Here is a 23,101-nt window from a genome sequence, read left to right as displayed (position 1 = left end):
CAAAGTGTGTCTATGGGCAGGTGGACGGTTACGCTGTATACTGGATATATCATCCAAAAGAGGAGGCGGCCTATGCCCGATTGGTCGTATCATACGTTATTTAAACCGCTGCTTTTCCGGTTTAGTGCGCGGAAGGCAAGAGATCTCACGCTGCATGCGATAGGCGGGCTAAGCCGCATTCCTGGCGGTACCTTCGTGATCCGGACGATGGGTCACATGGAAATGTCGCCTCAACTTGCGAGCGAGCTTGCAGGCGTGCCGATTGCCTGCCCTGTAGGGCTTAGCGGCGGGCTTGATCCGCAAGGCACTGCACACAAGGCCCTCGCCCAGTTCGGGCTCGGCTTCATCGAGCTCGGACCCGTGACGGTCCGAGCTGTTAGTAGCGCCGCGCCCATTGAGCGCGTCTCTGTGGAGGAAGCCATCGTCTACCCCGATGGCTATGTCAACGACGGCGCGGACGCGATCGCAGCGCGCCTGCGCAAGGGCACGGGGCATCGCCTGCCGCACTTCGTGCGGCTGCGGTCGATGCCGGGCAGCTCGCCGCGCGAAGCGCTTGAAGAGCAGCGTGAGCTGCTCGCCAAGCTGGCGCCGTACGCGGCGGGGCTCGTGCTTGATGGCCTTGCCGAAGGCTGGCCATCCGACAAGGCCTTGGCGTACCTCGCGGAGGTACGCCAGCTTGCACAAGCGGCAGCCCCGGGCAAGCCGGTGCTGCTGTATGTGCCGCAGCAAGTCCCCGAGGGGGAGCTGCGGGACATCGTGGACACCGCGCGAAGCTTCAGCGGTGTCGTCCTCGGCGACGCGCAGCGAGAGCCGGGCACTCGTCGCGAGCGCGTAGGCGGCGGCGATGCTTTGCTCAGCGCGGAGCTGAGCAAGGTCCGGCTGCTGCGCGAGTCGCTGGGCGAGCGTAGTGCGATTGTGGCGGCTGGCGGCGTGCATCAGCCGGAGGATGCGCTCGCGCTGCTGGCAGCTGGAGCAAATAGCGTCATGCTGCACAGCGGGCTCGTCTACGCGGGGCCAGGGTTGCCCAAGCGAATCAATGAAGCGGTTCTTTATCATCGCATGACATCTCCTGTGACCTCCGCTGTCGTAGTACCTTCCGACCCTTCGATCACTCCTCAACAAGGGGAGATCCCAGCCTTCCTGCCTTCACTAGCCTCTCCGCCCACCCCATCCTTTTGGGCGAATTGGGGGTGGATGAGCCTGCTGGGGTTAGGTATGATGATTGGCGGTGTTCTGGCATGGTTGATCGCAGCAACGACGGTGCTTCTGCCATATGATGAAGAGTTTTTGGGCAGATCCCGCAGTGAAATTATTCGTTTCAATACCCACCTTCTTCATTTCATGTCACATGATCGCATCACCTTAGCGGGGACGATGATCTCCATTGGTATTTTCTATTATCAGCTAGCGCATCACGGCTTACGCTACGGGCTGCATTGGGCACGTACCGCAGTCCTATCTTCCTGTGTTGTCGGCTTTAGCAGTTTCTTTCTCTATCTCGGTTACGGATATTTCGATCCGCTTCATGCTGCTGCAGCGGTTGTTCTGCTGCCTATGCTGCTGCTTACGTTGCGTGGTTTGAGGGATCATCCGTCTCGCAAGCCGCCAGGTCTTCGAAATGATCGGGTTTGGCTAAGAGCCCAGTGGGGGCAATGCTGCTTCGTGGTACTTGGCTTCGGCTTAGGGATCGGGGGACTCACCATATCAATCGTCGGGATCACGAACGTATTCGTCCCGAGTGATTTGGCCTATTTGGGGCTAACCACTTCACAGCTGTCTGCTTGGAGTGATGCCATCATCCCCCTTATCGCCCATGATCGTGCGGGCTTAGGCGGAGCACTATTTTCACTGGCAGTGGCGATAACCGCTTCGGCGCTTTGGGGTATCAATCAAGGTGAAGGCTGGTTGTGGTGGACATTCCTATGGGGTGGGCTGCCGGGCTTTGTGGCAGGACTGTTCGTTCATGCGCATATTGGTTACACGGATTTTGTGCATTTGCTGCCTGTTTACATAGCCGTCCTTCTTTATATAGCTGGCTTATATTTGACGTATCCGTATTTGACAGTTCGAATAAATCGTGGGTAGGGATAGTCAGCGCGAGGCACGAGGTCACCCTTAAACAGGGTGGCCTCGCTTTGATTTCCGCATCAATATGCGGCACTTGGACACGATACAAGTCAATAGGAATCATTTTGTCATGGGAAATATGCAGACAGGGTACTAATTACATTGAGCCTAGGCTCCTTTTGAGTTATGATGAGAGACGATGTTTTTATTCGATTTTCATTACCAATTTAAGATAAAGTGAGATGACTGATGATGACGAAACCTAAAGATTTAAACTATAGCATGCCAGCAGAGTGGACAGAGCACGAGCGGACTTTCATTTCTTGGCCTGTACAAGCATCCATGGTTTACCCAGAGGATCACGCGGTTGTATCTCAAGGCTACGCAGATTTGGCAAAGGCAATTGCTGAATTCGAGCCTGTTACCGTGATCGTTAACCCTTCCGATGCGGAGCAAGTGAAAGCGATGTTTACGGAGTCAAATGTAGATTTCCTAGAAATCCCGCACAATGACGCATGGTTCCGCGACAATGGTCCGACGTTCGTGTTGAACGCTCAGCAAGAAATCGCAGCTGTAAATTGGAAATTCAATGCATGGGGCGGCAAATACGCGCCTTGGGATCTCGATGATAACGTAGCCCCGCAAATCGCGGAGCACCATGGTGTAAAGCGTTTTGACGCTCCGCTCGTCATGGAGGGCGGTTCCATCCACGTGGATGGGGAGGGTACTCTTTTGACTACCGAAGAATGTTTACTGAACACGAACCGCAACCCAGATCTAAGCCGTGAGGAGATTGAGGAGCATGTCCGCAATTTCGTGAACGTGGAGAAAATTATCTGGCTGAACAAAGGGCTGGACGGGGACGAGACCGATGGTCACGTGGATAACATTGCATGCTTCGCAGCTCCAGGCAAAATCATTCTGCAAGTCTGCAATGATCCTTCGGATGCCAACTATGCAATTACGCAGGAGAATTTAGAGATTCTCCGCAGCGCGACAGATGCTAAAGGCCGTTCATTTGAGATTATCCAAATCGAGCAGCCACCGCTTACGTTCTTTGAAGAGCAGCGCTTGACGCTTAGCTATTTGAACTTTTATTTCGTGAACGGCGGCATTATTTTGCCGGTGTTTGGCGGGACATCCGAGGAGACGGATCGCAAGGCGATTGAGGTGCTCGCAGCGGCATTCCCAGACCGTAAAATCCGTACGATTAACGGCATGTCCATCATTAAAGAAGGCGGCAATGTACACTGTACGACGCAGCAAATGCCAGCCAGCAAGAAAGGATGATTCCATTGAGAAAAGTGACTGTAGCAGCCACACAAATGAGCTGTTCTGACAACATAGAAGAAAACATCGCCAAAGCGGAGAAATTGGTTCGCGAAGCCGCGGCCAAAGGTGCACAAATTATTTTGATTCAAGAGCTGTTCGAGACGCCGTATTTCTGCCAAAAAGAGAAATCCGACTACTACCGCTTCGCAACGGAGTTGGAAACGAACAAAGCGATTAATCATTTCCGTGAAATCGCGAAGGAACTCGCGGTCGTATTGCCGATCAGCTTTTATGAGAAAAAGAACTACGCACGCTACAACTCGCTAGCGGTGATTGATGCCGACGGCACTGTGATGGGGACGTACCGCAAAAGTCACATCCCCGACGGTCCGGGGTATGAGGAGAAGTTTTATTTTAACCCAGGCGATACGGGCTTCAAGGTTTGGAAAACACGCTACGCCAAAATTGGCGTAGGCGTCTGCTGGGATCAATGGTACCCAGAGGCTGCGCGCGTAATGGCATTGATGGGTGCGGAGCTGCTATTCTACCCAACGGCAATCGGCTCAGAACCGCAGGATGGCTCGATCGATTCCAAGGATCACTGGCAAATGTGCATGCGCGGTCACGCGGCTTGTAATTTGATGCCGGTTATCGCATCGAATCGGATTGGTAAAGAAGAAGATGAAGACTCCAGCATTAACTTCTATGGTTCGTCCTTCATTGCAGGGCCGCAGGGCAATCTAGTTCAAGAAGCTGGACGTGGTGAGGAAACGGTTCTCGTTGCCGAGTTTGACCTGGATCAGCTGGAAATCCAGCGGATCGAATGGGGTATTTTCCGCGATCGTCGTCCGGATCTATATAAGAAAATCGCTACTTACGATGGTGAGCAGGTGTTCTAATTGCTGATCCCGTTGTTAAAAGGACTACTGCTTGGCTTTTCGATTGCAGCACCAGTGGGGCCTATCGGGATCTTGTGTATGCGCAGAACCCTGACGTTGGGACGCTTGCATGGCTTTCTGTCAGGGTTGGGCGCAGCTACGGCTGATGCCATCTATGGCTTTATTGCTGGGTTCGGATTGACACTGATTACCAGCTTCCTGTTGGATCAAAAGCTGATCCTGCAGCTAGTCGGCGGTCTGTTCCTCATCTATTTGGGCGTGCAAACCTTTCGCTCCAAGCCTGCAGTAGAGGCAGCAAAGGCAACAGGTGACACGTTGTTCAAATCGTATGCGTCCACCTTGCTGCTCACGATTACGAACCCGATGACCATCATGTCATTCGTTGGTGCCTTCGCGGGACTTGGGCTGGGGGATAGCGCGGATGCAGGCTTCGCGCCAGCGATTGCTCTCGTAATTGGCGTCTTCACAGGCTCCGCGCTGTGGTGGTTGCTGTTGAGTTTGCTGGTTGGATTGCTGCGAGATCGGATCAAAGGCACGGCGTTCCTCTGGATCAATCGCATCTCAGGTGCGATGTTAACGGTGTTTGGATTGTTTGCAGTGATGGGGCTACTCTTTCGGGGGTAGTCTTTTTTTTGTGACCACTCGAACAGAATGAGCCTCAGAAACACCTTTATGATATATTGGGACAATATGGTAAAAGCCGCACACCCAACAATTTTTACAGTTATTCCTTGCTAGTAGTCAGTGGTACATAACTTAGGCCGGGAATCGCGTTAACCAAGGAGGATCATAAATGAGTGTCTTTCAATTTCTCGCCGCTGAGCAGCCGCTACCGGTTCTTGATCTCAGTGGGCTTGTTACTATGAAGGTTAAGGAGATCAAGAAGCTGGATCCACTACCGCAGGGTCCGGTTCCTTGGGACGAACTGGACGATGAGCTCGAGGTACGATATACAGCCAACAAATTTGATATGGATGGGCTGCAAATTGCTGTTTGCAAATACCCGCCTCATGGGCTAGATGCTTATATTAGCAAACCTTATATTTATTGGGTTGGCGGGAACTTCGATGCGAAATGCAGGGAGCAGCTTTACGAGTATCTCAAAGATCAGCTCCCACATGTCAGCCCAGTTGAATTATGGTCGATTCCTTTTGGCCAAGGCATCCAAGAGTTTGAAACGACAGAGATCGAACACACAAAGATCACAGCCTCTGAATTGGTATGGATCGAACAAGGACCATGCAGATGTATGGTACTTATTTGATGGAAAAAGGAGGCCGGCTGCGCGCATGCGGAGTGAACAAGAAATGATGACCTTAATTCTAGATACAGCAAGACATGACGAGCGAATCCGCGCGGTTATGATGAATGGATCGCGCACGAATCCGAATGTGCCACGGGATGATTTTCAGGATTACGATATCGTCTACTTCGTGCAGGAAACGGAATCTTTCCGCGCTGATCTTGGCTGGATCGATCGGTTCGGAGAGCGGCTTATCCTGCAGATGCCAGATGATAATGAAATGTATCCATCGGAGCCTACGGATCGCATCGTATATCTTATGCAATTCCAAGATGGGAATCGAATCGATCTCACAGTAATCCCTATGGCCCAGCGTCAGCAGTTGATGAAGCCTGATAGCTTAAGCGTACTGCTTTTGGATAAAGACGGAACAGTGGGGTCAATTCCTACATCGAGCGACAGAGACTACCATATCCGCAGGCCTTCGGAGAAGCAATTTCAAGGGGCTTGCAATGAGTTCTGGTGGATCTGCTTGAATATAGCCAAGGGACTTTGGCGCGAAGAGTTGACCTATGTCATGTTTATGTACGAGCAAATAAACCGCAATGTTCTCATCCAGATGATCGAGTGGAAAATCGGGATGCGATCTGATTTTACGATGAGTGCGGGCAAATGCGGCAAATACATCTCAAATCACCTGACTACTGCCGAATGGCAAGCGTTTAAAGCGACCTATTCGAATGCGGATTACGATAGCATTTGGAATGCCTTGTTTGTGATGTGTGACCTGTTTGGTGAAACGGCTCAAGAGGTGGCTTCTCAGTTGGAAATTGAATACGTTCACTCGGAAGAACGGAACGTGCGGGCTTATCTGCATGAAGTGCGAAGTCGGGAGAAAAAGAGGTGATAAAATTACTCTTGAGAGTAATGAAAATAAATTAAAGAGTAATTTATATTGCATTTAAGCGTAACTTATATTACTCTTAGAAGTAATGAGGGGTTGAACCTATTGGATGATATTCGATTGAATGTACCTTTGCTTCGTGGGCGTGTTCCTAATTTAACGAGTGCTGCCAGGGCGGTTGGTTTACGTTCTGCGACGGTTTCAAATTTGTGTACGGGCAAAATCCCTGTGGGCCGCGCAGAGGTCCGAACACTTGTCGCATTGGCTTCTTTGGCGAATTGCAGCTTGGATGAACTTATTCTAGTTGGGGAGAGATTCGAGATGATCGAAACCGGAATTAAGACCTTAGATCTATTCGCACCATTAGCCAAAGGAGGCACAACGGGCCTAGTTGCCCGTCCGAAAATGGGTCAGTTAGTCATTCTCGCCGAGCTGTTACATGTGTTGAGAAAGCAAGGCTATGCGACCATTCTTCTAAAGCCTGAAGGGGAGCATCCCGAAATCGAAGATGTAACGGGGGATGTGGACGTCATTTGCGGCAGTGTGGAAGAAGCGTTCCAGCAGATTAGTAAAATTGGTGCTGCGCGTGATGTCATTCTTGCTGCAGACCGTTCGCATGTGCTCAGTAACCAGCTCTATTCCTTGCAGGATCGACTTCAGGATGCAGGTGTGCAATCCTTAACTACGTTGCTCGTGGATTTAAAAGGTGAAGCCGTTGATGAGGAAATGCCATATGGGCCACTGGAAACACTGTGGCAATTTGATGCGGACTTAGCGGCTCGTCACATTTACCCATCGGTAAATCCAGTGCTGTCTACCTCCGAAATTATCGAGGGGTCCTACACAGATGCACTTCACCTATCCGTAGCTCAAAAGGCAAAGAAATTATTACGCCGTTACAAGGAATTGCGCTTCTTGGTGCACGCACATGGTCTGGCAGGACTGCCAGCCTCTGAAGTACAAACCTTCGGGCGCGGCGAACGTCTAGAAGCCTATCTCACGCAGCCTTTGTACGTGGCTGAAGCGATGACAGGCGCAGCTGGTGTGAGTGTTTCCTTGCAGGAAACACTACAGGATGTGCAACGGATTATCGAAGGAGCCGAGGATCAAACCGAAACGAAAGAATTGATGTATATTGGCCGATTAGCCTAGTTGCTAATAGTGAGTAGCTAGGAGCGTGGAAGGCCTGCAGCGATGTTGCTGCGGGTCTTTTTTTGTAATCAACGGAGGCCTTATTTATTTATTAGGAGAAAAAGGAAAAGCCTAGATTTTTGCCGAATTGAAATAGCAAATAAGTTAGAGGAGGCCATCGCTACATGATTAACGACATATTTACAGCAGCTCGCACGGGCGACGCAAATCGAGTAAAGGATATGCTGGATACGGATTTATCGCTTGCGAATGCTGAAAACAGTGATGGGCTTACCCTTTTGGGCTTTGCGGCACATTTCGGTCAGGGAGAAGTGGTCAAGCTGCTTTTGGAAAATGGAGCCGATGTGAATGCCGTATCGCACTCTAAAGTTAGCTACATCCCTTCAAATACGGCACTACACGCAGCTATAGCTGGTGAGCGGAACCTAGAGGTCATTCAATTGCTGCTCGCTCACCGTGCGAAGCCGACGATGATGGATAGTAATGGGCATACGAGTTTACATGTGGCAGCTTTCCATAAGGATAGTACACAGATCATTGGGCTATTGCTCGATAATGGTGCAGAAGTAAATGCGAAGTCGGAAGACGGCGTGTATGCGATTGATCTGGCGAAAGAGCAGGGACATACTGCGGTGATTGACGTGTTGAGGGCGCATGGAGCAGTAGGGTAATATTGGGCGCCAAACGATGATAGTTGGTGAAAAAGGGACATTTCAGCTAGCACCAGCTAGCGGGTTAAAGAATGTCCTTTTTGGCTTGGAACCGGTCCCCTGCTAAACTGCACCTCATCAATTCCGTGCTTTTATGTTAGAATTTGGATATATTATCAATAAACGAAGCAGTAGAAGGAGCAAATTCACGATGAGAAAAATCGTTGCAGGACTCTTCATGACATTAGATGGCGTCATCGATTCGCCAGAGAACTCGCCGAAGAAATGGGGCAACGCAGAAATTATGGAGCGCATCGCGGAAGGTGTGGCGAAAGCGGATGCGGTACTCTTGGGACCGCAAACGTATCAGTTTTTGGCGCAATTTTGGCAGCACCAAAGTAACGATGTGCCGATGGCGAATTTTTTGAATAATTCGCCGAAATATGTGGTTTCCGGGACGCTCGACACACTGGATTGGCAGCCAGCGACACTGCTGAGAGGTAATTTCGTCGAGGAAATTACGAAGCTCAAACAGCAGCCAGGCCTGAACATTCAGGTGCCGGGCAGCCCTACACTAGTGAGATCACTGTTGCGCGAAGGGCTGCTGGATGAACTGAATCTCAACATCTGTCCAGTGGTAGCTGGCTCAGGTACGCGGCTTTTTGATGGGCTCGAGGAGCCTATGAATCTCACGCTGATCGACTCTAAAGGCTACAGTAACGGCGTTCTGGCCGTAACCTACCAAATCAATAGGGCTGGCGAATAAACAGCCTGCTCTTTCCCTTGATCATAGGAATTACCTAAGCATCCGTAAACTGCTTGACGTAGATGAACTGTCGGTGAGTTGGCGGGCAACTTTATTGAAGCGCCTCGAAGGCAAGGAAACAGATATGCGAGAAAGACTGACAGGTGGTACGAGCTAGGTGCCTGAACATTCAGATGGCGCTGTGAATTGAGCCTGCTCTAGCCGTCGTCGTTCTTTGCTCTTTTTGCATAAACACAATATTCAAAAATCCAAACCCTAAGAAACAAACCCATGGAAGACCCTGCCAGCCAAGCACATTCCCTAGATCATACAAATACCCGCCGCCTACGTTTCCGATGATGGCCCCAATGGAGAGGGCAAAGCTGTTAAAGCCAAAATAGCTGGCTATTGGCTCATTTCCGGCATAGTCGGAGACCATGGTATTCATCATTGGCTGTAGAAATACTTGCCCAATCATGAAGGCGATAACCCCCGCATAGATTCCCCACATGGAGCCCATCATGCCGATTGTAAATAAGCCCCCTGCGAGCAGTAGTGTGCCTAGCGACATCACGCCAAAAGGCTGTAGCTTGTTGTTGCCAAATTTGGACAAGGGCACCTGCAGAAGGACCATAACAACGGCGCCACAGCTGTAAATGAGCCCGATATTCGCATCAGAAGCAAGCTGATGGACACGAAACGGAACGGCAATATATAACTGAGTAACAAGGGACCATGAAATCATCGTGAAGATCATAAAACGTCGAAAAGGACGATTGCTCAGCACGGTTTTCATTTGTGACCAGATGCCAGAATAAGCCTTGCGAGATTGTTCACTCTGGATAGCCGGCAAGAAGAAGAGACTAAAGAAAAAGGAAAATGCAAATATAAGGGTAGCGACCAAACTGACGTATTTGAAATGAAACCCCATGAGTAAGGCGCCTAAAACAGGACCTACGACGAAGCCCATATTACTTAGCATTTCACGAATCGAATAGATGGTAATGCGGTTACTCGAAGTAGACAGCGCCGCATAATAGGCATAACTTGCTGGGTTGAACAGAGACCCGCCTAAACCGGAGAAGAAACAAGCAACGATGAAACCTGGGATGCTGTCGACAAAGCCGAACATACCGAAACCGAAGGTACGGATCAACAAGCCGATAAGAATCGTACGCTTATACCCGAGCTTGTCAGCCAACGTGCCGCAAAGAACGGAAAGTCCTTGCTGACTGAAGCTGCGAATCGCTGAGATGATCCCAACCATGCTGACTGTCAGCAGAATGTCGTTCAATAAATAGGAAGCAAGCAGGGGAATCATCATATAGAATCCGACGGCCATACTGAACGTATTCATGAACATGACCCAGAAGGGCAGCCGAATGGACTTAAGTTTATTTAAAATTGAATTCATAAGTAGGCCTCGTTTCATGCTGGAAGATGTTAATTTCAACACCATACAGGACGAGCAGCCATTTGTATAGGGACATTCTTTGGATGGACTTGGGTATATTTTGCGTTGGGGCTCTATACATGGAAAAGGGTTGTTTCCCAAGTAGATGAATCTACCTGAGAACAACCCTTTGTGGTATTGCTTTCTTGTGGTAATTTGGTGTGGGTTAGGCGCGAACCTGACTTTCAAATTTGCCTTTATGAGCACCGTTGCAATAGGGTTTATTAGACGAGAGTCCGCAACGACACAGGTGAATCTGTTCTTTCGTTTCCATGGGTTTTCCTTCGCCATCCAGTAACGTAACGCCACTTACGAGCAGGGGACCATTATCAAGAATTTTAATTTCTGCCACAACCACACGCCTCCATTTTTTACCATATTAGAAAGAATGAGTTTTTGGTTCCCGCAATCATCTTTCTATTTGGCATTGTTGCCCGATGCGATTAACTATAATCAATTTGAGCATAACAATAAGAGATATGTGGAAAGCGAGACTTCATGCGTGAGATAGGTGTAAAATAGTAGGCATATACATGGTAAATGTGATGAATGGAGTGATCGCCAAATGAATGCGTCCAAATATGAAAAATATTTCTCTATTGATGGCTTCTGGTCCAAGCTCAAAAAAGGTGCCAAAAAAGCCGGCAGTAAAGTGATCTATAGCGGGTTGCTGCTTTTTTACGCGTTGGAAAGTCCGAAGACGCCGCTCCGTGCGAAGGTGCAAATCTATGGTGCGTTGGGGTATCTCATCTTGCCGATAGATCTAATGCCAGATTTACTGCCGATTGTTGGTTATGTGGATGATCTTAGTGCGCTGGGCTTTGCCTTGGCGGCCGTGTCGAAGAGCATTGATGACGAGGTCAGACGGAAAGCGAAGAACAAGCTGAGAGATTTTCTCGGGGCTGATGTTGTCAGCAGCAAGGATATTATCGATATTGATGGTCACGTGGTGGAGGAGCAGGGGAAAGCGAAGGACGAGGACGGGCAAGTGGAAAAATGATGGGTGGACGCGAGCCGCTTAAACAAAAAAGACACCTCGATGGGTGTCTTTTCGCATGTTCGAGCGCTTATTGATCAGCGCCGTGGGATTTAAACCTTTTGTAACCAGCCAAATGTGTCTGGCAGCTTTCCGCTTTGAATACCTGTGATCGTTGTGTACAGCCGTTCCACCAATTCACCTGTGTTCCCTTGGTTAATCACCATCGGTGTACCGTTCCACAACAGGCTGCCGATTGGCGAGACAACCGCAGCGGTACCGGTTCCGAAGGCCTCCTCCAGCGTCCCATCTTCATGGGCCTGCACGATGTCATCGATTGAAATTTTCTGCTCTGACACCGGAATACCCCATTCTTTGAGCAGGTGGATAATGCTTCCACGCGTGATACCCTCCAGAATGCTGCCGCTAAGGCTAGGCGTGACAACTTCTCCGTTGATTTTGAAAAAGACGTTCATACTGCCGACTTCTTCTAAATATTTCTTCTCTATGGCATCCAACCAGAGAACCTGCGCGCAGTTATGCTCTTTGGCTAGCGTCTGCGCTTTTAGACTGCCCGCGTAATTACCGGCTGCTTTGGCAACGCCAGTTCCACCTTGAACAGATCGCGCATAATGGCTCTCGACAAGGATGTTAACCGGTTGCAGTCCTTCTTCATAGTAAGCATCAACCGGCGACATAATGATAAGGAAGGAATAATGCGTAGCTGGACGCACACCTAATGCAGCTTCCGTGGCAATGATGAAAGGACGGATGTACAAGGATGAACCTTTCTTCTTCGGCACCCATGCGGCATCGACACGAACCAGCTCTTGAATGGCACGAACAACGAATGCCTCATCCATTTGCGGGATGCTCAGTCGCTCACTGGAGCGGTTCAAGCGCTTCGCATTTTGATCAGGTCGGAACAACACAATCTCATCGCTCTCGGTGCGGAAGGCCTTCATCCCCTCGAAAACCGCTTGCCCATAGTGGAAAACCATCGCTGCGGGATCATGCGAGATCGGACCATAAGGAACGATGCGTGGATCGTGCCAGCCGAGGCCTTCTTCATAATCCATCATAAACATATGACTCGTAAAATGCTTCCCAAACCCGAGATTCTCCTCTAAATTGGGTATGGTTTTGAAGCTAGGATTAGGTTCAATGCGAATGGTTCCGTACATGTCATAGGCCACCTTTCATGTGGAGAGTTCCGTAAATCTATTACCCTTAACTATAGAAAAATCGCAATCATTGATCAATTGCTATTTATCAATTACTATCATAGTTATTAGCTATGATCGGAGGGTGTCAGATGGATTATCGGTTGTTGGTGTACTTTTTGGCGGTGTGTGAGGAACTGCACTTCACCAAAGCAGCAGAAAAGCTGGGAATCAGCCAGCCGACACTCAGTCAACAGATCCGATTGTTGGAGGATCGGGTGGGATCACCTCTTTTTCAACGCATCGGCAAAAAGATCTATGTAACGGAAGCGGGTGAGATTTTGCGCAAGCATAGTCGAAACATTTTTCACGAGTTGGAGCAAGCGCAAATGGCGATGAATGAGCTCCAAGGGATGCAGCGCGGACGATTGCGGATCGGTTGTTCCGGGAATCATTTGCTGACGGCGACGATCATGACGTTTCATGCGAAATATCCCAAAATCGAGCTTTCCGTGATGGAGCTGGCCACCGAGGAGACCAAAGAGAAGCTGCTGAGCAATGAGTTGGATGTCGGTGTTGTATTTTTGCCGGAGGAGGACGAGCAGCTGAGGTGTATGCCTTTGTACCAAGAGAAGCTTCAGCTTGTGGTTTCGGCTCAGCATCCCTTCGCTCAAGATCAAGTGAAGGAAATACGATTGGCAGAGCTCACAGAGATTCCGATTGCGATGCTGCAGCAAAAGTTCTACGTTCGCCAAATGATGGATGATTGCTGCGCGCAAATTGGCCTTGCTTGGAAGCCGATTGTGGAGCTGTCCACATTGGAGTCTCTCCTGCAAATGGCGAAGAATCATGTGTGCGGGGCCATTGTGCCTGGGTCCTACGTGGAAGGCATGGGCGTTCAGATGCGTGAGCAGAAGCTGTGCGCGATCCCGATTATCGATCCCGTTCCACAGAAGGAAGTGGGGATCGTGTATCGGAAGGATATGTTTTTGTGTAAAACGATGGATACATTCGTGAAGCAGGTTATTCAGGAATTTGCATAGTGTTAAGGGAAGAGTGAGGGATATGGGTATGGTGCAAAAAAGTATATATGTATTCGCCTGTCATGAGAATGAGCAGGCGTTGTGTGAGCTGGAGCTGCGCACGTTGTTGGGCGCAGAGGCCGTTATTGGTGCGCGCTACGCCGTCAGCGCGCGTAAGGTAGAGCCGAGTCGCAGCCCGTTCCTGAAGTTGCGGATGGATGTTGCTTATGAGGCCGACAGCCTGCCTGCGCTGGCCTCGCAGTTGGAGACGTTGACCGTGCGCGGCGCAACGTTCAAGGTCGTGTTCGCGGAGACGGACACGGCGGTCAGCTATGACCGCCAGCGAAACGTCGAGCGCGAACTAGGTCTGGGGCTGCGCGGCAAGGCCGAGATGCGCAGGCCGGAGCAATGGTTCGCCGTGACGGAGCTGGGAGGCCGGTGGTTGTTCGGCGACTGCAGCTACGGCGAAGCCGTGTGGCTTCAGCATCAGCAGAAGCCGCAGAACTACTCCACCGCCCTAGGTACGCGCCTCGCGCGGGCGGTGGTGAACATTGCCGTGCCCGAGGTGGCGGGCACGCGGGTCATTGACCCGTGCTGCGGCATCGGCACGGTGCTGGTGGAGGCGATGTCGATGGGCATCGACATCGTGGGGTATGATCTGAACCCGCTAGCCGTGCGCGGCGCGCGGGTGAATCTGGACCACTTCGGCATGCCGGATGTGGCCCAGGTTGCAGACATGCGGACGCTCGTTCCGCATCCTACAGCCTCGCAAGGCAGTCCACAGCCCATCTACGATGCGCTGATCCTGGACATGCCGTACAATCTTTGCTCTGTGCTGCCAGAAGCAGAGAAGCTGGAAATGCTGCAAACCGCCCGCCAATTGGCGCGGCGCGCGGTTATTGTCACGACAGAGCAGATTGACCCACTTTTGACCAAAGCGGGTTTTCATATCGATTCACGCTGTACCGTGAACAAAGGCAATTTCAGCCGACACATTATCGTCTGTGTCTAGCCATTTTTAATACATCATTTTCCCAAGCGGGCCGTCCTCTGCAATGATGTCCTGGAGTGCGTAACCGGAAATCGGGAAGTAAAGGAACCCATACACATAAGCGGCTAGCTCATAGACCTGAAAATAGACAACGAGTGATTTATCCGCGATATAGAAATCTTGATCAGGGCGAATGCCTTTGAACTCGACTAACAAAGGAATCTCGCGCCGTTTGATTTCGGCGGCAATCATGTCACTTAGCACAGTGACATAATCGCTGCCAGGCTTAAATAACTCGCTCAGCGAATAGCTTTTACCGGTTTCGGTGCTGAAGGTCAACGAATGTTGGATCGTGTTTCCATGAGCTCCGCCTGAGAAGGCATAATTGATCAATGACAAACTAAGTACGCGACGTTCATTCGTTTTGAGTTCGTAATAAGCGGTGACGTCTGTCATCGGGTTGTGCGGATAACCCTGATAATGAAGCTGCTTATTCACGGCATCCACAATCGTTGTGTTGATGGTGTGCTGCACCATGGGAGGGTTCAGGTGGATTACAGCGGGGTACATCAAATTTAATTTGTCGCGCAGCACCTGAAAGGTTTGTATACTAACCGGTTGGTGTTCCAAATCTAAATCATTCATGTGTAATCATCCCTACGTTTTTGCTACACCATATTCGCAAGCTGGGCGTTTGGTTAATGATTCAGCACGATTTAACATAGTGTACAAAAAAAAGAGCTCTCCCTTCGCGTTTAAATACGAGAGGAAAGCTCTTTTTTAGTCATTATTCTGCTTAACTGAAGCGGATTATTCCTATGAGGAGGTTTCCTCGTTCTCGCTGTCATTCGTTGTTGCACTTTGCAGCTGAGAAGATAATGCCTCTACCTGTTGCTTCGATTGGCTGTCTTCGGCATTCGCCTCAGCAGCATTAATCGCATGGCTCACTACGTCGTCGTTACTGCCATTCGTTGACATGGTACAATCACCTCCTTTAAGTTTTCGCCAGAAAACTGGCATCGTAAGCATAAGCTTAGATTCAACTAACTAAGTATCCCTCGGCTCGTCGAAAACTATGCAGGGTATGGAAAATTACTTAAGAATAGTTTATTTATAGGAATTTCCTATCATGAGCGCATGAAATATATATTTCACAAATAAAGTGATGGAGAACATAATAGAAGAAAATGGAATTGGAGTGATTATGAATGGGGAAATCATTCGAAGCCATGCTACCGGAGCACGAGGCGTTTATCGCCAAGCAGCATATTTTTTTCGTTGGATCGGCACCGTTATCTGCGGAAGGACATGTCAATATTTCACCAAAGGGGCATGATGTACTGCGGATTTTATCGGCAAATGCAGTGGCTTATTTGGATCTCACGGGGAGTGGAAATGAGACCAGCGCGCATCTAGCGGAAAATGGCCGCATCACGATTATGTTCATGGCCATCGAAGGGCCGCCTCAAATTATAAGGCTGTATGGCAAAGGCCGCGTTGTCCTGCCTGGGTCAGTTGAGTGGGATCGACTGGCACCCAAGTTCGAGCTGCTGCCAGGTGCGCGACAAATCATAGTCGTAGATATCCATGAGGTGAAGTCGTCCTGCGGCTTTAGCGTTCCTTTTTACACCTATGAGGGTGAGCGGAATACGCTGCAGAATTGGGCGACCAAGCAAGGTGAGGAAGGACTTCTCAACTACTGGCAAGCGAAAAATATGACGAGTATGGACGGACTCCCGACGCCTATCGGTCAGAAGTTATCCACAGATAATGTGTGAGATGACTGCGAATACATGTCCAACAGTTTTACCGTGGGATGCATAATTACATCCAAGTCGGAGGAAACTACTACCAAAAAGGAAGTCCAGTATATGGAATTGACGCAATGGATCAGCGAGAGATTACAAGATCGCGTAGATATTGTGCCTGCGAGATTAGCAGAAGATTAGGCAAAATACTTCCTTAATTCCGCCGGGGCCTCTCGGCTTGTGCGTGTTATGCTGTCCATCGTTACACTCGTGACGAGCGCATCAGCACACAGTTCACCCTGCTGGTTGCGGATCTCTTGTTGCAGCACATAGCTGGAACGGCCCATTCGCTCAGGTCGGCAGCTGACGGTTAGATGTTCCCCTTGCTTGCACTCTTTGCGATAATTAATGTTGATATTAACCGTCACGGTTTGAATACCAAGCTCACCGAAAGTTTCGTAGGATAGCGCACACGCTTCATACCATTCTTCACGCCCCCATTCGAGGTACTCCAAATATTTCGCATTATTCACATGCCCATTCACATCAATCTCCGTGGAGCGGACGATGATCGCTAGCTTTGTTTCCATAAGTGAATCTCCTCCAATTTCTATTATTATAGCTCGTCCTTTGGCAAGATAACCAGTTGCAGCTCATAACTCGCCAATAATGGGGAAAACTATCCCATGCATGTTTATGCTTACCAACGAGTGAGTTATTCGTAGGTAAATGAAGTAAAGATGAAGTAGTTTGGACTGACCATGGAGGGCATGTATGACGCAAGAATATCGGATAGAACGTGATACCATGGGGGAAATCAGAGTGCCTGTGGATAAGTTATGGGGGGCTCAGACCCAACGCAGCTTCGAAAATTTCAAAATCGGCACCGAACGGATGCCGACAAGATTAATAAGTGCTTTCGCACTGCTCAAGAAAGCAGCCGCTCACGTCAACCGCGACCTTGGCGACTTGCCGCCTGAGAAAGCGGAGGCGATCTCGCAAGCGGCCGATGAAATCGTGCAGGGCCGCTGGAACGACGAGTTCCCGCTTGTCGTCTGGCAGACGGGCAGCGGGACGCAGTCGAACATGAACGTCAACGAGGTGATCGCTCGCCGAGGCAGCGAACTGCTAGGGGATGGCGCTCAGCGCATCCATCCCAACGATGATGTGAATCGTTCGCAAAGCTCGAACGATACGTTCCCGACCGCGATGCACGTGGCCGGTGTCATCGCGGTGGAGCAAGAGCTTCTGCCTGCGCTTGAGCTGCTGCAGGCGACGCTGTACACCAAGATGTCGGCCTTCGCCGACATCGTTAAGATCGGCCGCACCCACCTGCAGGATGCTACCCCGCTTACGCTGGGGCAGGAGATCAGCGGGTGGTGGGCGATGCTGGACATGACGGCGCGCATGGTGCGCAGCGCCGTGGATACGATGCGCGAGCTCGCGATCGGCGGCACCGCCGTCGGTACAGGGCTCAACGCGCATCCCGAATTCGGCGCCCGCGTCGCCGAATCACTGGCTCGCGAGACGGGCACGCGCTTCGTCTCGGCCGAGAACAAATATCATGCGCTGACCAGCCATGATCAGATTGTTTACGCCCACGGCGCGCTCAAGGCGCTGGCGGCGAACTTAATGAAGATAGCCAACGATGTTCGCTGGCTATCCAGCGGTCCCCGCTGCGGAATCGGTGAAATCACGATTCCAGAGAACGAGCCCGGCAGCTCGATCATGCCGGGCAAGGTCAACCCCACGCAGAGCGAAGCGATGACGATGGTCGTATGCCAGGTAATGGGCAACGATGCGTCCATCGGCTTCGCCGCCAGCCAAGGCAATTTCGAGCTGAACGTGTTCAAGCCCGTTATCATCCACAATTTCCTGCAGTCCGTACGGCTGCTGGCCGATAGCATGCGCTCGTTTGGCGGCCATTGCCTCGCAGGCATGGAGCCGAATCGCGCGGTGATTCAGCGCAATTTGGAGCAATCGCTCATGTTGGTTACTTCCCTCAACCCGCATATCGGGTATGAGAAGGCAGCCAGCATTGCGAAGCAAGCCCATAAGGAAGGGCTAACGCTGAAGGAGTCAGCTGTGCGCAGCGGCTACTTAACAGCTGAGCAATTCGACAGCTACGTCCGGCCGGAAGAGATGGTCCATCCGAAGGCCGATTAGATTTGGCGTACAGCAAAAAAGCTCTCAACAACTCCTAGTGGAGTCGGTGAGAGCTTTTTCTAGCCTTGATACTCACAAACGATCACGTATTCATCGCCTGCTGCTTGTGTTCGATAAGGTGGGGAGCATCTTTAAATCCTTGACCATGGATGAATTGCAAATCGGACATGCGGGACTATCGGCGAAAGAAAAGTTATCTCTCATCCAGCAAGAGCACTGATCGGTGCTGCAGGTCCAGATGCTGGTTTGTTCTTCCGGTACTGGTTCCAATGATTTTTTTGAAAAATACAATCGAACTCCTCCTTGTCATAATTGACTCTGACGCGCAAGCAGTTAAAGCAATATGTGATGAAGGACTACAGCTTGACTACATTTTCAGCTTGCGGTCCGCGGTTACCTTGAACAACTTCAAATTGCACACGTTGGCCTTCATCCAAGCTTTTGAAACCTTCCCCTGTAATGGCGCTGAAATGAACGAATACGTCATTACCGCCTTCCATTTCGATAAAACCAAATCCTTTTTCTGCGTTAAACCATTTAACCGTACCAGTTTCCATGTGTTCATAAACCTCCAACAATAATTTGTGCCTGCGCTTCTCATCGGCGGAATCAACTCGTTCCGAAGAGGTTGCAAATCATTAACGCAGCTTTGATAATATATCCATTATTAGGGAAGCTTATTCCACTTTTCAGAAAAAACATCAAAGTTATTTTCAGGCGGCTCCTACCAACGCTCCATACAGCAATGACCAAATACAAAAGCTCGCTCCACTTGGCCCTGAGGACCTTGAGGAGCGAGCTTTTGCTTCTTAAGCAAGTAGAAGAATGACCAAAAGTTCAAAGAGCACGAGCGTTATAATCTGGTTATATTGCGCTGGTGTATAGATCGGTCTGTTATGACCCTGATGGTGTCCATGATGAGGGTCGACATGAAGATACACGTGATGACCATCTGCATTAATCAGAACACCTTCATGTGTATGCCCATCGATCGTAGTGATACGGACCTTACGGCCCAAATGCGGATGGATTGCATGCATGAGTCCATCTCTTTTTTGTTTCATCATGTGCTGCCAATTGGGTTCTGCTTGGTACAAAACATGGTGTCCATGATGACCTTGCGGCCCATGGGGTTGCATAGGGTTTGTATACATAAACGGTCACTCCTTCTCGTACGACTGCGCCTCCGCAGCAGGCTTTTTGCCTAGGTTCAATACTAGACTATTCAGCCGTTCGAAAAGGGTGATTGCCCATGCGCTTCTTTTACGCTTTAGTCTCGGTGGATGGTGACGACACGCGTGTCATCATTGAAGGAGACGATACAGCCAAGCTGTTCAGCGATGAAGCGAATAGGTACGAAAGTAGAATTGTTAGAAAGTGTCGCTGCGCTTTCTAGCTCAGGAGCATCAACGCCGTTTACTGTGGCAAGCTTACTGTCCAGCGTTAGCAAAATCGTCCGACCCGTGATGAAGTCTGTAATCGTAACTTGGCGAAGCTCGCCGTTCCAACCTACTTCAGCACCAAGTTGCTCGGAGACGAAGCGTACAGGAACCATCGTTTTGCCATTCGCATCAATAAATGGTTGTGGCGCATCTTCCGTAGCTCCAGATCCATCGGTAGCCATATTGACATCTTTTTTCGTTACTTTCAAATCGTCTTTAAGCATTTTGTACAACGTAGATTGCTTTTCTTGGTTAGCTAGCAGCTTAAAGACCGCTGTAGCATCTAAACTTAATTGTAGTGCACCAGATGTGTTAATCGTGCTAGCCGTTACAGGTTTATTTAAATTCCAAGTTTCATTTACAAAGGAAATCTTCACCGCTGAAGCACCAATCTTCGAGTCTGTGAGCGGGAGGTTCAACGCTAGGCTTTGCTTGCGAACTTGTTTATCTCCATCGATGTAGACATCTGCCTGAAGGGAAGCGTTAGGATCGAACACGCCAGTTGTTTTGGTTAAGGAGTCGGATAAACCCGCTAAAAGATTGTGAATAGGGTCGTACACCACGCTAAGAGCAAGTTCTTTGTTGGTCATAATTTGCAGCGTAAGACTCGTATCTCCTGCATTAATTTGTTCTTTGATTACGGGCTCAAGTGCATCATATAACTGACTTAGCACGTCTTTAAAGCCTTTTTCGTCGGCAAGAACATTAGCGAGCAGCTTTTGCAGCAGGGCAGCCAATTCAGTGCCGCTAAGCTCGATGTGAGCTTTTTGCAAGGAAAGCGGCGCGCCGTTTACTGTATCCGTTACAGGTGAAATGGTAAGAGAATCTGGATCAGGGGTATTTCCTAAAATAAGTCCGATAAGACCAGGTTTAATCTCAAGAAGTTTATTGCCGAATTGTTCTTGAATGGCCTTAGGTAATATTTTAAAGAAAGAAATATTTGCGCCGCCTAGAAGATCAATAACAATCGGCTTTTTCGCGCCTTCAATGCTTAGGTTTATCTTTGTTCCTTCCGTGGCAATGTTGAAAGGAATCTTACCTTTACTGTAAATAATTGTGCCGTCTACAGATGCATGTTGGTTATCTTGCGTTTTGACAGCAAGCTCAACTTTGACATTTTGCAGGGCAGCAAGCGCTGCTTTTTCTTCTGCTGTCAGCTTAGAAGTATCGCCAGGAACGAGATCAAGCTGCAGTGTACCTTTTGACTCGGACGACTTCACAAGTGCGCCTTTTTGGACGGCTTCCGCCAGTTCCAAGCCTGGTATTGATTGACAACCCGTTAGCGTCAACATCATGATTACCATTGCTGCCGAAATTAACCAAGTCCATTTTTTTGAGTGCATGGGATAATCTACTCCTTAGTTTTAATAGATTTAACGATAAGCCATCGAAAGATTATACGCAAGAAGTATCGGAAGGATGCGCTGTGCAGTGAATTTCCCTTGAGGTTTGTTGGTGAGAATTAACGCGTACGATCCCATTTCTCAAGTTCCGTTTGAATGTCTGTCCGGAATGGAAGCCGCTGATGTAACTGCCGAAGTTCTTGCTTCGCTTCTACGTGATGTCCTTGGGCATAGGTGATTTGGCAACGAAGCAACAAAGCATGAACATCTTGCGGGTTTGCAGATAATGCGTAATTGATCTCGCTAGCAGCACGATTCAGATTGGAAGCTTGGTTTGTTTCAAGGTAGTCCTTTAATAAGAAATAGGCCATGCTAGTATGTTGCGCAGCTGCAACCACAGATAGCGAGGCACTGCGTTCAAGCAACTCAATGGTTTGCTGAACATTCTTTTCACCATGAGGTGCTTGCTCGGCTTGCTTGAATAAGGATTCAGAAGCCCCAAGGCGGAAGGAGAGAACAGATGCAAGGAGCAATGCGACGCTCAAAAGGATTCGGCCTGGCCATCTCGTAGGATGACCTTTTGAGGGCGCAGGTTCATTGTTGGGCCAAGAGGCCATGATTCCTAAAAGCAGCCAAAGGCCAAGGAGCACCGGATAGTTAAACGTAAAATCTACGGTACTATGAACCAATAGACAGCCGAAACCTGTTAGGCAGCTGACGGTCCAGATTTTCGCAGATCCAGTAGATCTTCTGTAGATCGATACGCCACTCCAAATAACTAGTCCGACCAAGGTTGAAAATAAACTGAGGCCAATAATGCCAGTTTCAATCCACGTTTCTAGCCAGTGATTATGTAAGTAACGGACTGTGTAGGCTGCGGTTTGATACTGGTACTGCAAAATGTTCCAAGCGCCCCCGCCGTATCCGAACAGTGGAGCATCCATAATCATATGCCAAGCATCCTGATAGTAACCCAGACGAGTTGTCCATTCAGCGGCGTGCGTGTTAATTTGCAGCAACCGATGTGAAGCGATGGAATGATTGGATGAAAGAAGTACGCTTGAAAGCACGAGACAAACAGAAATGGCAGCTGTGGCTAAAGTGTTAGTTCGTATTTTATGGATCAAAAAAGTAGAAAGCTTCTTCCTATTCTCTTTGCCAAAAGCTACATATTGAAAAGGTACAGCCATAATGAAAAGAACGAATACAGTACGAGAACCGGTGAGTAAGATACCTAACGCTAATAGGGCACATAGCCAGATGTACTGAAGCCTGGTTTCTAACGCAGCCAACATCAAGCACATCACGAAAGCCGTCAGTAGCGCGATTCCCCACGCATTCGCATAGTCCAAAGTTCCCTCGAAGCGCCCATCTCGAAATTGATTAAAGATTACACCGCAAATAACTAGCCCAGAACATAGATAGACGAATGCCTTGACTAAAGCCAATCTGTGTACCAGACTCAGTTGAAACCCGAGGACTGCTAGTGGCAAAAGAAGGATCATCCGAAAAGCAGTTGTTATCGCCTCTTGTTGATTAATGGCATAAATAGCAGCTACGAAGTAGTAGCAGACAAAGGCTACTAGGGCGTAGAAGGTAGGATGAGTGGGGATTTTTCCACGACTTAAAATAATTACCGCTACAGTGACGTAAAGTCCTCCACTCACGGTCAAATATTGGTGCTTAAACAACAAGCCCTGCATGAAGAAAGACAATGTGAAAAATAGGATAAGCACGATAAGGGAAACGAGCGAAATCCAATTCCGTGTGGTTGTTGGTAAAGCTTGTTTTTGTATGTGTTTTACAGGGCGCACAGTAGGTATATTCACTCCATTGCAAAATTTAGCGGAATTTGATGCTATGTT

Annotated in this window: 26 protein-coding genes; 15 read left to right on the top strand and 11 right to left on the bottom strand. The window is 49.3% G+C overall.

The window, feature by feature from the left end:
- The first annotated feature begins 12 nt into the window (after positions 1–12).
- The 10 genes from AC58PQ_RS15005 to AC58PQ_RS14960 all read left to right on the top strand — a co-directional run bounded on the left by AC58PQ_RS15005 (position 13) and on the right by AC58PQ_RS14960 (position 9,110).
- Positions 13–2,085, top strand: a complete 2,073-nt coding sequence (locus AC58PQ_RS15005; RefSeq protein ID WP_497242739.1) for a dihydroorotate dehydrogenase — start codon at positions 13–15, stop codon at positions 2,083–2,085.
- A 231-nt stretch (positions 2,086–2,316) separates the two neighbouring features.
- Positions 2,317–3,357: an agmatine deiminase family protein gene (locus AC58PQ_RS15000; RefSeq protein WP_497242737.1), complete on the top strand. Its 1,041-nt coding sequence runs from the start codon at positions 2,317–2,319 to the stop codon at positions 3,355–3,357.
- A gap of 5 nt (positions 3,358–3,362) precedes the next feature.
- Positions 3,363–4,238, top strand: coding sequence for an N-carbamoylputrescine amidase (gene aguB / locus AC58PQ_RS14995; RefSeq protein ID WP_497242735.1), 876 nt, complete (start codon positions 3,363–3,365; stop codon positions 4,236–4,238).
- A gap of 3 nt (positions 4,239–4,241) precedes the next feature.
- Positions 4,242–4,862: a LysE family translocator gene (locus AC58PQ_RS14990; protein WP_497242784.1), complete on the top strand. Its 621-nt coding sequence runs from the start codon at positions 4,242–4,244 to the stop codon at positions 4,860–4,862.
- Between the two features lie 169 nt (positions 4,863–5,031).
- The gene (locus tag AC58PQ_RS14985; RefSeq protein WP_497242733.1) at positions 5,032–5,502 is read left to right on the top strand and encodes a hypothetical protein; all 471 of its coding nucleotides are present in this window, start codon (positions 5,032–5,034) and stop codon (positions 5,500–5,502) included.
- A 25-nt stretch (positions 5,503–5,527) separates the two neighbouring features.
- The gene (locus AC58PQ_RS14980) at positions 5,528–6,388 is read left to right on the top strand and encodes an aminoglycoside 6-adenylyltransferase (protein WP_497242731.1); all 861 of its coding nucleotides are present in this window, start codon (positions 5,528–5,530) and stop codon (positions 6,386–6,388) included.
- Between the two features lie 102 nt (positions 6,389–6,490).
- Entirely contained in the window at positions 6,491–7,537 is a 1,047-nt protein-coding gene (locus AC58PQ_RS14975; RefSeq protein WP_497242729.1) for a P-loop NTPase family protein, read from the top strand.
- 164 nt (positions 7,538–7,701) lie between these two features.
- Complete coding sequence (locus AC58PQ_RS14970; protein ID WP_497242727.1) at positions 7,702–8,208, top strand: ankyrin repeat domain-containing protein; 507 nt, start codon at positions 7,702–7,704, stop codon at positions 8,206–8,208.
- Between the two features lie 190 nt (positions 8,209–8,398).
- Positions 8,399–8,953: a dihydrofolate reductase family protein gene (locus tag AC58PQ_RS14965; protein WP_497242725.1), complete on the top strand. Its 555-nt coding sequence runs from the start codon at positions 8,399–8,401 to the stop codon at positions 8,951–8,953.
- The gene (locus AC58PQ_RS14960; protein WP_497242781.1) at positions 8,937–9,110 is read left to right on the top strand and encodes a 3-alpha domain-containing protein; all 174 of its coding nucleotides are present in this window, start codon (positions 8,937–8,939) and stop codon (positions 9,108–9,110) included. Before AC58PQ_RS14965 ends, AC58PQ_RS14960 begins: the two co-directional genes overlap by 17 nt.
- Positions 9,111–9,122: 12 nt before the next feature.
- On the opposite strand, the gene AC58PQ_RS14955 is transcribed toward AC58PQ_RS14960, so the two are convergent.
- Both AC58PQ_RS14955 and AC58PQ_RS14950 read right to left on the bottom strand, forming a co-directional pair.
- A complete protein-coding gene (locus AC58PQ_RS14955) occupies positions 9,123–10,346 on the bottom strand; it encodes an MFS transporter (protein ID WP_497242723.1) in 1,224 nt (407 codons plus the stop codon).
- Positions 10,347–10,551: 205 nt separating this feature from the next.
- Positions 10,552–10,737, bottom strand: a complete 186-nt coding sequence (locus AC58PQ_RS14950) for a CDGSH iron-sulfur domain-containing protein (protein WP_477589074.1) — start codon at positions 10,735–10,737, stop codon at positions 10,552–10,554.
- A 213-nt stretch (positions 10,738–10,950) separates the two neighbouring features.
- Between AC58PQ_RS14950 and AC58PQ_RS14945 the strand changes: the two genes are divergently transcribed.
- Positions 10,951–11,385: a YkvA family protein gene (locus tag AC58PQ_RS14945; RefSeq protein ID WP_497242721.1), complete on the top strand. Its 435-nt coding sequence runs from the start codon at positions 10,951–10,953 to the stop codon at positions 11,383–11,385.
- Between the two features lie 89 nt (positions 11,386–11,474).
- Here the strand turns inward: AC58PQ_RS14945 and AC58PQ_RS14940 are convergent, their stop codons facing one another.
- Positions 11,475–12,545, bottom strand: coding sequence for a branched-chain amino acid aminotransferase (locus AC58PQ_RS14940; RefSeq protein WP_497242719.1), 1,071 nt, complete (start codon positions 12,543–12,545; stop codon positions 11,475–11,477).
- A gap of 131 nt (positions 12,546–12,676) precedes the next feature.
- Here AC58PQ_RS14940 and AC58PQ_RS14935 point away from each other — a divergent pair, with 131 nt between their 5' ends.
- Positions 12,677–13,567, top strand: a complete 891-nt coding sequence (locus AC58PQ_RS14935) for a LysR family transcriptional regulator (protein WP_497242717.1) — start codon at positions 12,677–12,679, stop codon at positions 13,565–13,567.
- 22 nt (positions 13,568–13,589) lie between these two features.
- Positions 13,590–14,558 (top strand): TRM11 family SAM-dependent methyltransferase, encoded by a 969-nt coding sequence (locus tag AC58PQ_RS14930; RefSeq protein ID WP_497242715.1) that lies wholly within the window; start codon positions 13,590–13,592, stop codon positions 14,556–14,558.
- A 6-nt stretch (positions 14,559–14,564) separates the two neighbouring features.
- On the opposite strand, the gene AC58PQ_RS14925 is transcribed toward AC58PQ_RS14930, so the two are convergent.
- Entirely contained in the window at positions 14,565–15,182 is a 618-nt protein-coding gene (locus AC58PQ_RS14925) for a DUF3298 and DUF4163 domain-containing protein (RefSeq protein ID WP_497242713.1), read from the bottom strand.
- Positions 15,183–15,353: 171 nt separating this feature from the next.
- Positions 15,354–15,515 (bottom strand): hypothetical protein, encoded by a 162-nt coding sequence (locus tag AC58PQ_RS14920; RefSeq protein WP_497242711.1) that lies wholly within the window; start codon positions 15,513–15,515, stop codon positions 15,354–15,356.
- A 230-nt stretch (positions 15,516–15,745) separates the two neighbouring features.
- Here AC58PQ_RS14920 and AC58PQ_RS14915 point away from each other — a divergent pair, with 230 nt between their 5' ends.
- Positions 15,746–16,315: a pyridoxamine 5'-phosphate oxidase family protein gene (locus AC58PQ_RS14915; protein WP_497242709.1), complete on the top strand. Its 570-nt coding sequence runs from the start codon at positions 15,746–15,748 to the stop codon at positions 16,313–16,315.
- A gap of 167 nt (positions 16,316–16,482) precedes the next feature.
- Here the strand turns inward: AC58PQ_RS14915 and AC58PQ_RS14910 are convergent, their stop codons facing one another.
- Positions 16,483–16,875, bottom strand: a complete 393-nt coding sequence (locus tag AC58PQ_RS14910; RefSeq protein ID WP_497242707.1) for an acyl-CoA thioesterase — start codon at positions 16,873–16,875, stop codon at positions 16,483–16,485.
- Between the two features lie 184 nt (positions 16,876–17,059).
- On the opposite strand from AC58PQ_RS14910, the gene fumC reads away from it, so the two are divergent.
- On the top strand, positions 17,060–18,451 hold the full coding sequence (fumC, locus tag AC58PQ_RS14905) for a class II fumarate hydratase (RefSeq protein ID WP_497242705.1): 1,392 nt from the start codon (positions 17,060–17,062) through the stop codon (positions 18,449–18,451).
- A gap of 90 nt (positions 18,452–18,541) precedes the next feature.
- On the opposite strand, the gene AC58PQ_RS14900 is transcribed toward fumC, so the two are convergent.
- The 5 genes from AC58PQ_RS14900 to AC58PQ_RS14880 form a co-directional block, all read right to left on the bottom strand.
- Positions 18,542–18,742: a cold-shock protein gene (locus tag AC58PQ_RS14900; protein WP_081787428.1), complete on the bottom strand. Its 201-nt coding sequence runs from the start codon at positions 18,740–18,742 to the stop codon at positions 18,542–18,544.
- A gap of 65 nt (positions 18,743–18,807) precedes the next feature.
- Complete coding sequence (locus tag AC58PQ_RS14895; RefSeq protein WP_028555458.1) at positions 18,808–19,008, bottom strand: cold-shock protein; 201 nt, start codon at positions 19,006–19,008, stop codon at positions 18,808–18,810.
- A gap of 252 nt (positions 19,009–19,260) precedes the next feature.
- Positions 19,261–19,605: a hypothetical protein gene (locus AC58PQ_RS14890; protein ID WP_497242703.1), complete on the bottom strand. Its 345-nt coding sequence runs from the start codon at positions 19,603–19,605 to the stop codon at positions 19,261–19,263.
- 116 nt (positions 19,606–19,721) lie between these two features.
- Positions 19,722–21,236, bottom strand: coding sequence for a copper amine oxidase N-terminal domain-containing protein (locus AC58PQ_RS14885; protein ID WP_497242701.1), 1,515 nt, complete (start codon positions 21,234–21,236; stop codon positions 19,722–19,724).
- A 119-nt stretch (positions 21,237–21,355) separates the two neighbouring features.
- Complete coding sequence (locus AC58PQ_RS14880) at positions 21,356–23,050, bottom strand: O-antigen ligase family protein (RefSeq protein WP_497242699.1); 1,695 nt, start codon at positions 23,048–23,050, stop codon at positions 21,356–21,358.
- Positions 23,051–23,101 lie beyond the last annotated feature (51 nt).

Source organism: Paenibacillus sp. J22P143 (assembly GCF_059692035.1).
This window is presented reverse-complemented; position numbering and strand designations above follow the sequence as displayed.